Raw genomic sequence first — 10,244 nt, 5'->3', positions numbered from 1 at the left:
CCCCGCTCCTCAAACGCCGGAGGGGCTGGGTGTTTCCCGGCGGAGCCGCTGCACCTGGCGGAGCCAAGCCGACACCTGCAGAGCGAAAGCCGTCGCGCAGCAAGGGCAGGAGCAGCCGCGCAGCGCAGGCGGCCGCGCAGCGGAAGGGATCAGGCGGGGGGCCAAGCCGCTGCCGTGCCCCACGCGGTCTTGCGGATGGCGCGCCGCAGGCGACGGGCTCGGAGCCCCGTCACGCGGTCCGCGTACACCGCACCGGCCAGGTGATCGCACTCGTGCTGCAGGCACCGCGCGAAGAACCCCGTCCCCTCGATCCGCACGGCCGCTCCGTCCGAGGTGACCCCCTCCACGACCGCCCGGTCGAACCGCGCCGTGCCCGCCTCCAGCCCCGGCAGCGACAGGCAACCCTCGGGCCCGAGGAACTCGTCCCCGTCCGCGGAGACCAACCGCGGGTTCACCACGTGCCCGACGTGCCGGACGTCCTCGTCGTCCGGGCAGTCGTACACGAACACCCGCTGCCCCACGCCGATCTGGTTCGCGGCGAGGCCGACGCCCTCGGCCGCGTACATCGTCGCGAACATGTCCTCGATGAGCCGGTCGAGTTCCGGGCCGAATTCGGTGACCTCCGCACAAGCGGAATGGAGCACCTGATCGCCCAGGAGGCTCATGGGGCGGACGTGGCCGGTGGTACCGGGGAGGGAGCGCTGTCGCATGGCCGTAAGGGTACGACGGGGTGTGACGGGCGAATATATGAGGAGATCTGCCATGGCGCGGGGGCGCCGCGGTCAAGGCCCCGGCAGGTACTGGATAGGCTGGGGCCGGTCGACGCAAGGAGGACAAGGGACGATGGCAGGCAACACGGAGCCGCTTTCGCCGCGGGCCAAGCTGGCCGTGACGGCGGGCAAGGCCGCGGCGGCGGTGTCGCGGGCCGCGGGACGCGGAAGCGGATCGGTGATCGGGGGCAAGGTCGCGCTCAAACTCGACCCCGATCTCCTCGGAGCGCTCGCGCAGCATCTCGATGTCGTCCTCGTCTCCGCGACGAACGGCAAGACCACGACGACCCGGCTCATCGCGGAGGCCCTGCGGGCCAGCGGTCCGGTCGTCTCCAATGCGCTGGGCGCGAACATGCCGGCCGGCATCACCTCGGCCCTCGCCGGCGGCTCGGACGCCAAGTACGGCGTCATCGAGGTCGACGAGAAGTACCTGGCGGGCGTGGCCCGGGACGTCACCCCCAAGGTGATCGCCCTGCTGAACCTCTCCCGCGACCAGCTGGACCGCGCCGCCGAGACCCGCATGCTCGCGGAGAAGTGGCGCGAGGGCCTCCAGGGCTCGAAGGCGGTCATCGTCGCGAACTGCGACGACCCGCTGATCGTCTGGTCCGCCTCCTCCTCGCAGAACGTGGTGTGGGTCGCGGCCGGCCAGGAGTGGAAGGACGACGCCTGGTCGTGCCCCTCCTGCGGTGGCGTCATGCAGCGCCCCGGCGACGACTGGTTCTGCGGCGAGTGCGGTTTCCGGCGCCCCACCCCGAGTTGGGTGCTCTCGGGTGACCACGTGCTGGACCCGCACGGTTCGGCCTGGCCGATCCACCTCCAGCTGCCCGGCCGCGCCAACAAGGCGAACGCCGCCACCTCGGCCGCCGTCGCCGCCGTCTTCGGCGTGCCGCCGCAGGTCGCGCTGGAGCGGATGTACCAGGTGCAGGCCGTCGCCGGCCGCTACGACGTGGTGAACTTCCAGGGCCGTGAGCTGCGGCTGCTGCTCGCGAAGAACCCGGCGGGCTGGCTCGAAACGTTTTCCCTGATCGATCCCCCGCCCACGCCGGTGATCCTCTCGGTGAACGCGCGCGGCGCCGACGGCACCGACACCTCCTGGCTGTGGGACGTGGACTACCCGCGGCTGGCCGGCCACCCGATCTTCGTGATCGGCGACCGCAAGCTGGACCTGGCGGTCCGCCTGGAGGTCGCGGGGCTGGACTTCCGGGTGTGCGAGACCCTCGACGAGGCCGTGCAGCTCGCGCCGCCCGGCCAGATCGAGCTCATCGCGAACTACACCGCCTTCCAGGACGTCCGCCGCCGCGTCGGCAACTAGCACCCTCAAGGACAGAGAGCATGAGCGACAACAGCCTGCGTCTGGTGTGGGTCTACCCCGACCTGCTGAGCACGTACGGAGACCAGGGCAACGCCCTCGTGGTGGAGCGCCGGGCGCGCCAGCGCGGCCTGGACGTGCAGCGCGTGGACGTGCGCAGTGACCAGCCCATCCCCACCTCGGGTGACATCTATCTGATCGGCGGCGGCGAGGACCGGCCGCAGCGACTGGCCGCGGAGCGCCTGCTGCGCGACGGCGGTCTGGAGCGGGCCGTCTCGAACGGGGCGATCGTCTTCTCCGTCTGCGCCGGTTACCAGATCCTCGGCAACGAGTTCGTCAACGACATGGGCCAGCGCCAGGAGGGCCTGGGCCTGCTGGACGTCGTCACCGTGCGCGGTGAGGGCGAGCGGTGCGTCGGCGACGTCCTGGCGGACATCGACCCGCGGCTCGGCCTGCCGCAGCTGACGGGCTTCGAGAACCACCAGGGCGTCACCCATCTCGGCCCGACGGCGAAGCCGTTCGCCCGGGTGACCATGGGCCGCGGCAACGGCACCGGCGACGGCACCGAAGGCGCGTACAACGACACGGTGTTCGGCACGTACATGCACGGCCCCGTGATGGCCCGCAACCCGCAGGTCGCGGACCTGCTGCTCAAGCTGGCCCTCGACGTGAACGCGCTGCCGCCCATAGACGACCGGTGGTACGAGGCGCTGCGCGCGGAGCGCATCGCCGCGGCGACGCAGCCCGCGTAGAGCCGCCCCCGCACCAGACGTTCGGCCCGGTTTCCCCTGGTGGGAACCGGGCCGACGTGCGTTCGCACGACCAGTGGGACCAGCATGTGGAGGATGGTTCAGTCCACCCTCCTTCCGCTTGTAGGGTGACGGGTAGTTCCAACCGGACGACGTGGTCCGGTCGTCGGCCCACGTTGCAAAGGTCTTTCCTGCCATGCGCATAGGTGTGCTCACTTCCGGTGGCGACTGCCCCGGCCTCAATGCCGTCATCCGTTCCGTCGTGCACCGCGCCGTCGTGGACCACGGCGACGAGGTGATCGGCTTCCTCGACGGCTGGAAGGGCCTGCTGGAGGCGGACTACCGCAAGCTCGACCTCGACGCCGTGGCCGGCATCCTGGCCCGCGGCGGCACCATCCTCGGCTCCTCCCGGGTCCAGCCCGCGCACCTGCGCGACGGTGTGGAGCGCGCCCGCGGCCACGTCGCCGACCTGGGTCTCGACGCCATCATCCCGATCGGCGGCGAGGGCACCCTGAAGGCGGCGAACCTCCTCTCCCAGGCCGGGCTGCCGATCGTGGGCGTCCCGAAGACCATCGACAACGACATCGCCTCCACCGACGTCACCTTCGGCTTCGACACGGCCGTCGGGGTCGCCACCGAGGCGCTGGACCGACTGAAGACCACCGCCGAGTCCCACCAGCGCGTGATGGTCGTGGAGGTCATGGGCCGCCACACCGGGTGGATCGCGCTGCACTCGGGCGTGGCCGCCGGCGCGCACGCGATCGTCGTGCCGGAGCGTCCCTTCGACATCGACGAGCTGACGGCGATCGTCGGCGAGCGCTTCTCTGCGGGCAAGCGGTTCGCGATCGTCGTGGTCGCCGAGGGCGCCAAGCCTCGGCCCGGCTCGATGGAGCTGGAGGAGGGCGGCGTCGACATGTACGGCCACGAGCGCTTCGCCGGCATCGGCAACCGGCTCGCCGTGGAGCTGGAGAACCGTCTGGGCAAGGAGGCCCGGCCGGTGATCCTGGGCCACGTCCAGCGCGGCGGCACGCCCACCGCGTACGACCGGGTGCTGGCCACCCGTTTCGGCTGGCACGCCGTGGAGGCCGCGCACCGGGGCGAGTTCGGCATGCTGACCGCGCTGCGCGGCACGGACATCGTGATGGTGCCGCTCGCCGAGGCGACCTCGACCCTCAAGACGGTCCCGGCGCAGCGCTACGACGAGGCCCAGACGGTTCTGTGACGCCCTTTCGGGCGCCCGTTTTGCCCTGATGCCGCCCCCGCGCGCAGCTGCGTCCGGGGGCGGCACTACTGTGGTGGGGCACCACGGTCAAGGGAGTGAACAGATGGATCACAGCGGGCACGGCATGGACATGAACATGGACCTGCCGCCCTTCACTCTCGGACGCGGGCTGGAGTTCTCCTTCGACTCCTTCTTCCTGTTCGGCTCGCTGCTCGGGCTCGCCCTGTACGGGTGGGGCGTGCTGCGACTGCGCCGCCGCGGGGACTCCTGGCCGCTCGGGCGGACGATCGCCTTCACGATCGGCGTGCTGACCGTGGTCCTGGTGATGTGCACCAAGTTGAACGACTACGGCATGGTCATGTTCAGCGTGCACATGGTCCAGCACATGGTGATCAGCATGATCACTCCGATCCTGCTGCTGCTCGGGGCGCCGATGACGCTGGCGCTGCGTGCCCTGCCGCCCGCCGCGCGCGGCCACAAGGGTCCGCGCGAGTTGCTGCTGATGCTGCTGCACAGCCGGTACATGCGGATCATCACGCACCCGGCCTTCACGATCCCGATGTTCATCGCGAGCCTTTACGCCCTGTACTTCACCCCGCTCTTCGACTTCCTGATGGGCAGCCGGACCGGGCACATCGCGATGATGGTCCACTTCCTCGCGGTGGGCATCGTCTTCTTCTGGCCGATCATGGGCGTCGACCCGGGCCCGCACCGTCCCGGCTACGTGATGCGGATGCTGGAGCTGTTCGCGGGCATGCCCTTCCACGCCTTCTTCGGCATCGCCCTGATGATGGCGAGCGAGCCGATGATCACGACGTACGCGAACCCGCCGGCCTCGCTCCGGATCGACCCGCTGCTCGACCAGCAGTGGGGCGGCGGCATCGCCTGGGCCTTCAGCGAGATCCCCTCGGTGCTCGTACTGATCGCGCTGATGTACCAGTGGTACCACTCCGAGCAGCGGGCGGCGAAGCGCTCCGATCGGGCCGCCGACCGGGACGGCGATCAGGAGCTGGCGGCGTACAACTCGTATCTCGCCTCGCTTCGCGCGCGTGGCCAGTAGCGCGGGAGCACCTTCGCGCGCCACCATGGGGCATGACCGGATCCGTGAAGGCGATGGCCGTCCTGACCTTCGCCGCCCTGGTGGCCGTCGCCACGTACTCCGTGGCCCTCGGCAGCAATGGTTGGCTGTGGTTCGGCTGGGTGGTGCTGGGGCTGCTGACCGCCGGCATGGCGGCTTCTCGCAACACCTGACGAAGACCGTTTCGATCAAGACAGTGTGCGATCAAGGTGTCCCCGAGCTGCCGCCGCGGCACTGACTGTCCGTACGATGACCATGACAACGGGACATCGACGGGAGCGGCCTGGTGTTCTACCACTTGCTCAAGCACGTCTTGCTCGGCCCACTGCTGAGGCTGCTGTTCCGGCCCCGGATCGAGGGCCTGGAGAACATCCCCACCGAGGGGGCCGCGATCGTCGCGGGCAACCACCTGTCGTTCTCCGACCACTTCCTGATGCCCGCGATCCTCAAGCGGCGGATCACCTTCCTCGCGAAGGCCGAGTACTTCACCGGCCCCGGGGTCAAGGGGCGGCTGACCGCCGCCTTCTTCCGCAGCGCCGGGCAGATCCCGGTGGACCGCTCCGGCAAGGACGCCGGGCAGGCCGCCCTGCGGGAGGGGTTGGGGGTACTGGCCAAGGACGAGCTGCTGGGCATCTACCCGGAGGGCACGCGCTCCCACGACGGGCGGCTCTACAAGGGCAAGGTGGGCGTGGCCGCGATGGCGCTGCGCGCGGGGGTGCCGGTCGTGCCGTGCGCGATGGTGGGCACCTTCGAGATCCAGCCGCCCGGGCAGAAGATCCCGAACATCCGGCGGGTGACGATCCGCTTCGGCCGGCCGCTGGACTTCTCCCGGTACGCGGGGCTGGAGAACGAGCGGGCCGTTCTGCGGGCCGTCACGGACGAGATCATGTACGCGATCCTCGAACTGTCCGGCCAGGAGTACGTCGACCGGTACGCGGCCGAGGTCAAGGCCGAGGAGGAGGAAGCGCGGAAGAAGGCCCGGCGCTCGGGGCGCTGAGCCTTCTCCCACTCACTGCTTCCGGGCCTTAACGGACGGCCGGGAGCTCCTCCGGCGCGGGGAACACCGAGTTCTCCTGCGCGACGTCGGACGAAAGCGACCGCGCGGCAGCGGCGGCCGGGGCGACCGGGGTGGCGTGCGGGGCGCACGTCACGTCCTGGGCGTCGACCTTGCCGGTCAGCAGGTAGGCGTCGACCCGCGTGTTGATGCAGGGGTTCACCAGGCTGGTGACACCGTGCGAGCCGGCGTTCTGCTCGGTGATCAGGCGCGATCCGCCGAGGCGGCGGTGCAGCTCGACCCCGCCCTTGTACGGCGTGGCCGCGTCACGCTCGGCCTGGACGATCAGCACCGGCGGCAGACCGCGCTTGGCGCTCGCGCCGACCTCGATCGGGTTGTGCTGCTTGGACTTCCAGGTCGCGCAGGGCAGGTTCATCCACGCGTTGGACCAGGTCAGGAACGGGTACTTCTCGTGCAGCTTGGTGTTGTCCCGGTCCCACTTGGTCCAGCTGGTGGGCCACTTGGCGTCGGCGCACTCGACCGCGGTGTAGACGGCGTTGCCGTTCTCCGAGGCCGCGTTGCCCGCGATGTCCGTCATGTCCGGGGCGATGGCGTCGATCAGCGCCTGCTCGTCACCGGCCGCCCAGGCGGCGAAGGTCTGGGCGACGGGCACCCACGAGGAGTCGTAGTACGGGGCGCCCTGGAAGAAGCCGATGAGCTCCGCCGGGCCGACGACCCCGCCGAGCGGGTTGGCCTTGGCCTTGGCGCGCAGCTCCTGGTACTTGGCCTCGACCTTGGCGCGCGTGTCGCCGAGGTGGAAGACCGCGTCGTTCTTGGCGACCCAGTCCTGCCAGTCGTTCCAGCGCATCTGGAAGGCGACGTCCTGGCCGAGGTTCGCCTCGTACCAGATGTTGTCCGTCGACGGGTCGACCACGCTGTCGACGATCATGCGGCGCACGTGGGTCGGGAACAGGGTCGCGTAGACCCCGCCGATGTAGGTGCCGTAGGAGACGCCGAGGAAGTTCAGCTTCTTCTCACCGAGGGCGGCGCGGATGACGTCCAGGTCGCGCGCGGTGTTCGGCGTGGTCATGTGCGGCAGCATCTCGCCGCTGCGCTCCTTGCAGCCGTCCGCGTACTCCGCGGCGAGCTTGCGCTGGGCGCTCTTGTCGGCCGCGGTGTCCGGGACCGGGTCGGCCTTGGGGGCCTTCACGAACTCCTGCGGGTCGATGCAGGAGATCGGCGCCGAGTGCCCGACACCGCGCGGGTCGAAGCCCACGAAGTCGTACGCCTTGGCGGTGTTGACCCACAGCGGGCTCTTGGTGGTGGACCGGCGCGGGAAGCGCATGCCCGAACCGCCGGGACCGCCGGGGTTGTAGACGAGCGCGCCCTGACGCTCCTCCTTGGTGCCGGTGCTGACCGCGCGGTCGACCGCGATGTCGATGGTCTTGCCGAAGGGCTTGGCGTAGTCGAGCGGGACCTTGACCCAGCCGCACTGGATCGGGGCCGCGTAGCCCCAGTCGGCGGGACAGTCCTTCCAGTCGATCCCGGTACGGGCGGCGCGGGCGGCGGCGAGCTGAACGCCCAGCGCCTCCGGGACCCCGTTGTCACGGCCGGCGGTGGCCGCCGAGGCCGGCGTGGCCAGCAGCATGCTCGCCGCCAGCGTGCCGGTGATCAGTGTGGCGGCGCTCCCCAGCGCCGCGTTGCGTATCACGTGGTTGATCCCCCTGCGTCAGATACGGCACCGACGACCGGATTCGGCCGTCCGTGTGCAGGGGGATCCTTGCGCCTTACCGGGAGTTGGCGACAGAGCGGGATCAGGTTCTTTGCCAACCCGATAACCGGCGAGGTGTGTACCGCTGAGCGGTGTCTGCTTCGTCCCGTGTTCGCCCCGTGGTCACCAGGCGTAGGACGCTCGGGCCGCGTCGAGCAGCGCACGCAGCGCGAGTGCGTCCGGGGCCAGGGCCGTGACGAGCACGGCGGGGCCGGCCAGCGCGGTCACCGCCGCGAACTCCCCCAGCATCCCGGCCGCGGGCGGCCGCTCCGCGAAATCGGGGTTCACCACGAGGAGTTGACCGAGCGCCCGGTGCCCGGCGAGGCCCGCCGGGCCGTCCCAGCCGCCGGGCGCGCCCGGTCCGCAGGCGAGCTCCTGGTCCAGCAGCGGCCGCCCGCCCCGGGTGACGGTGAGGCGGCTGCGCAGCAGGCCCGGCGCTTCTCCGTGGCGGCCGAGCACCTGCTCCTCCCTCAGCAGCAGCCGGGCGGTGGGGGCCAGTCGGACCCGGGTGCGCACCCGCAGCTCACTGCCGCGTACGGAGACCAGCGGCTCCGGCAGCCAGCGCACCGACGCCCCGTCCTCCAGGGTCAGCCCCACGTCGTACCGCGCGGGCTCGCCGCCCCGGCCGGGCAGTGCCAGGGTGGCCGCCGCCGAGCCCAGCGCGAGGCTCGCCCCGGGCCCGACGGCGGCCTCGACGGTGAGGTGGTCCCCGCCGAGCGGGGCGCTCATCGCGCCGACCAGCATCACGCCGGCCTCGCCTCGGGCGCCCCGGGTGCGGCGCAGCGCGAGCGGCCCTTCCCCGGACAGCAGCGGCAGGGCGGTGCCGCCCCGCCCGTCGGCGGTGGCGCGGATGCGGGCGGTGGCCCGCACGCCCGCTGCGGGCGTGGACACGGCGGGCGGGGAGACGACGCGCGGGGACAAGGCGGGCGCGGAGACTGGGGGCGCGCTGGTCACCGTACGACCCAGGCGGCGATCCGCTCGCGCACCCAGTCGGCCACCGGGGCCACCCCTTCGGGGCCGCGCAGCGACTGGAAGGCGACGGGCAGTTCACCGCGCTGCTCGGCGGCGTCGCGGGCCATCCTGCCCAGGTCGGATCCGACGTGGGGGGCGAGGTCGGTCTTGTTGACGACGAGGAGGTCGGCGGTGGTGACGCCGGGGCCGCCCTTGCGCGGGATGTCGTCGCCGCCGGCCACGTCGATGACGAAGATCTGGGCGTCGACCAGGCCCCGGGAGAAGGTGGCGGTGAGGTTGTCCCCGCCGGACTCGACGAGGATCAGGTCGAGCGGGCCGCTCTCACGGAAGGCTTCCTCCAGTTCCTCGACGGCCTCCAGGTTCGCGGAGATGTCGTCGCGGATGGCGGTGTGCGGGCAGGCTCCGGTCTCGACGGCGGTGATCCGCTCGGGCGGCAGGACGGCCTCGCGGAGCAGGAACTCGGCGTCCTCCCGGGTGTAGATGTCGTTGGTGACGACGGCCATCGAGAGCTCGCCGCGCAGGGCCCGGCAGAGGGCCGCGACGGTGGCCGTCTTGCCGGAGCCGACGGGTCCGCCGAGGCCGATGCGCAGGGCGCGCCGGCTGCCGTCGGGCCGTAGCGGGGCGGCGCCGTGGGTGTGCCGGTGGGGGTAGGTCACGGCGTGGTCGAGGTGCACGGGGTGTCTCCTTGGGGGGTCAGGAAGCGAAGAGGCGTACCGGCCAGTCGGCATGGGCCTGCGCCGAGATGTCCAGCAGCGGTGAGGAGGCGGCGGGCAGCGCGTCCAGGCCCTCAGTGCGGGCCAGCAGTGCGGCTCCGGCCGCCTCGGCGGAGACGGCGTCGAGGTCGGGGGCGAGCCGGGCCAGCACCCCGCTGGCCTCGAAGGGGTCGAGGCCGAGCAGCCGCACGGTCGCGGTGGCCGGACCGCCGACGCTCTCGTACGCCGCCACGTGCGCGGCGTCGAGCGGCCCGAGCCCGGCCGCCCGGGCGGTGACGCCGAGCACCACGGGCTGGTGGGCGCCGCGCGGGAAGGCCGCGGCGAGCGCGTCCAGTTCGGGCGCGGGCCAGGTGGCCCGGGCGGCGCGCAGCAGCTGCCGACCGAGCCGCCGGGCCGCGGTGCGCAGTGCGGGCGCGGGGGTGCGGGCGTCGGCGGCGGCGTCGAGCTCCGCCGGGTCGAGCCCGAGGGCGGCGGCCGCGGCGAGTGCGGCGGCGGTGAGCCCGGAGGTGTGCAGCCGGCCCCGGCAGAAGTCCTCCAGTGTGGCGGCGTCGTGGATCCGGCCCGCCTTGCAGGCGGCCTCGGCCCCGCCGGAGTGGGCATGGCCCCCGGCGGGGAAGCGGCCGTCCGCGAGGACGAGCAGTGCGGCAAGGCTCATCGAGGGACGCC

11 protein-coding genes are annotated in these 10,244 nt (G+C 72.0%); 6 read left to right on the top strand and 5 right to left on the bottom strand.

What is annotated here, in order from left to right:
- Positions 1–149: 149 nt before the first annotated feature.
- The gene (gene def, locus ACFV9H_RS27280) at positions 150–710 is read right to left on the bottom strand and encodes a peptide deformylase (protein WP_385403035.1); all 561 of its coding nucleotides are present in this window, start codon (positions 708–710) and stop codon (positions 150–152) included.
- A 133-nt stretch (positions 711–843) separates the two neighbouring features.
- On the opposite strand from def, the gene ACFV9H_RS27275 reads away from it, so the two are divergent.
- The 6 genes from ACFV9H_RS27275 (at position 844) to ACFV9H_RS27250 (ending at position 6,125) form a co-directional block, all read left to right on the top strand.
- On the top strand, positions 844–2,082 hold the full coding sequence (locus ACFV9H_RS27275) for a MurT ligase domain-containing protein (protein WP_266669266.1): 1,239 nt from the start codon (positions 844–846) through the stop codon (positions 2,080–2,082).
- 20 nt (positions 2,083–2,102) lie between these two features.
- Positions 2,103–2,831, top strand: a complete 729-nt coding sequence (locus ACFV9H_RS27270) for a type 1 glutamine amidotransferase (protein ID WP_385403031.1) — start codon at positions 2,103–2,105, stop codon at positions 2,829–2,831.
- A gap of 193 nt (positions 2,832–3,024) precedes the next feature.
- Positions 3,025–4,050 (top strand): 6-phosphofructokinase, encoded by a 1,026-nt coding sequence (locus ACFV9H_RS27265; RefSeq protein ID WP_385403028.1) that lies wholly within the window; start codon positions 3,025–3,027, stop codon positions 4,048–4,050.
- Positions 4,051–4,153: 103 nt separating this feature from the next.
- Positions 4,154–5,110, top strand: a complete 957-nt coding sequence (locus tag ACFV9H_RS27260) for a cytochrome c oxidase assembly protein (protein WP_385403026.1) — start codon at positions 4,154–4,156, stop codon at positions 5,108–5,110.
- Positions 5,111–5,142: 32 nt separating this feature from the next.
- Entirely contained in the window at positions 5,143–5,301 is a 159-nt protein-coding gene (locus ACFV9H_RS27255; RefSeq protein ID WP_385403024.1) for a hypothetical protein, read from the top strand.
- A gap of 113 nt (positions 5,302–5,414) precedes the next feature.
- On the top strand, positions 5,415–6,125 hold the full coding sequence (locus tag ACFV9H_RS27250; RefSeq protein WP_385403021.1) for a lysophospholipid acyltransferase family protein: 711 nt from the start codon (positions 5,415–5,417) through the stop codon (positions 6,123–6,125).
- 28 nt (positions 6,126–6,153) lie between these two features.
- On the opposite strand, the gene ACFV9H_RS27245 is transcribed toward ACFV9H_RS27250, so the two are convergent.
- The 4 genes from ACFV9H_RS27245 to ACFV9H_RS27230 form a co-directional block, all read right to left on the bottom strand.
- Positions 6,154–7,770, bottom strand: coding sequence for an alpha/beta hydrolase (locus ACFV9H_RS27245; RefSeq protein ID WP_385403046.1), 1,617 nt, complete (start codon positions 7,768–7,770; stop codon positions 6,154–6,156).
- A gap of 246 nt (positions 7,771–8,016) precedes the next feature.
- Positions 8,017–8,784, bottom strand: coding sequence for an urease accessory protein UreD (locus ACFV9H_RS27240; RefSeq protein WP_385403018.1), 768 nt, complete (start codon positions 8,782–8,784; stop codon positions 8,017–8,019).
- A gap of 59 nt (positions 8,785–8,843) precedes the next feature.
- On the bottom strand, positions 8,844–9,539 hold the full coding sequence (ureG, locus tag ACFV9H_RS27235) for an urease accessory protein UreG (protein WP_385403016.1): 696 nt from the start codon (positions 9,537–9,539) through the stop codon (positions 8,844–8,846).
- A 19-nt stretch (positions 9,540–9,558) separates the two neighbouring features.
- Positions 9,559–10,233 (bottom strand): urease accessory protein UreF, encoded by a 675-nt coding sequence (locus tag ACFV9H_RS27230; protein ID WP_385403013.1) that lies wholly within the window; start codon positions 10,231–10,233, stop codon positions 9,559–9,561.
- Positions 10,234–10,244 lie beyond the last annotated feature (11 nt).

The sequence above is a fragment of the Streptomyces sp. NPDC059874 genome (assembly GCF_042731135.1).
Lineage (GTDB): Bacteria > Actinomycetota > Actinomycetes > Streptomycetales > Streptomycetaceae > Streptomyces.
Note: the sequence above shows the minus strand (reverse complement) of the source record. Positions and strands in the feature narration are given on the sequence as shown.

What these genes read in the sequence shown, in the direction of transcription:
- def (WP_385403035.1), bottom strand. Translation starts at nt 710, where the DNA reads ATGCGACAGCGCTCCCTCCCCGGTACCACCGGCCACGTCCGCCCCATG.
- ACFV9H_RS27270 (WP_385403031.1), top strand. Translation starts at nt 2,103, where the DNA reads ATGAGCGACAACAGCCTGCGTCTGGTGTGGGTCTACCCCGACCTGCTG.
- ACFV9H_RS27265 (WP_385403028.1), top strand. Translation starts at nt 3,025, where the DNA reads ATGCGCATAGGTGTGCTCACTTCCGGTGGCGACTGCCCCGGCCTCAAT.
- ACFV9H_RS27230 (WP_385403013.1), bottom strand. Translation starts at nt 10,233, where the DNA reads ATGAGCCTTGCCGCACTGCTCGTCCTCGCGGACGGCCGCTTCCCCGCC.
- ACFV9H_RS27245 (WP_385403046.1), bottom strand. Translation starts at nt 7,770, where the DNA reads ATGCTGCTGGCCACGCCGGCCTCGGCGGCCACCGCCGGCCGTGACAAC.
- ACFV9H_RS27255 (WP_385403024.1), top strand. Translation starts at nt 5,143, where the DNA reads ATGACCGGATCCGTGAAGGCGATGGCCGTCCTGACCTTCGCCGCCCTG.
- ACFV9H_RS27275 (WP_266669266.1), top strand. Translation starts at nt 844, where the DNA reads ATGGCAGGCAACACGGAGCCGCTTTCGCCGCGGGCCAAGCTGGCCGTG.
- ACFV9H_RS27260 (WP_385403026.1), top strand. Translation starts at nt 4,154, where the DNA reads ATGGATCACAGCGGGCACGGCATGGACATGAACATGGACCTGCCGCCC.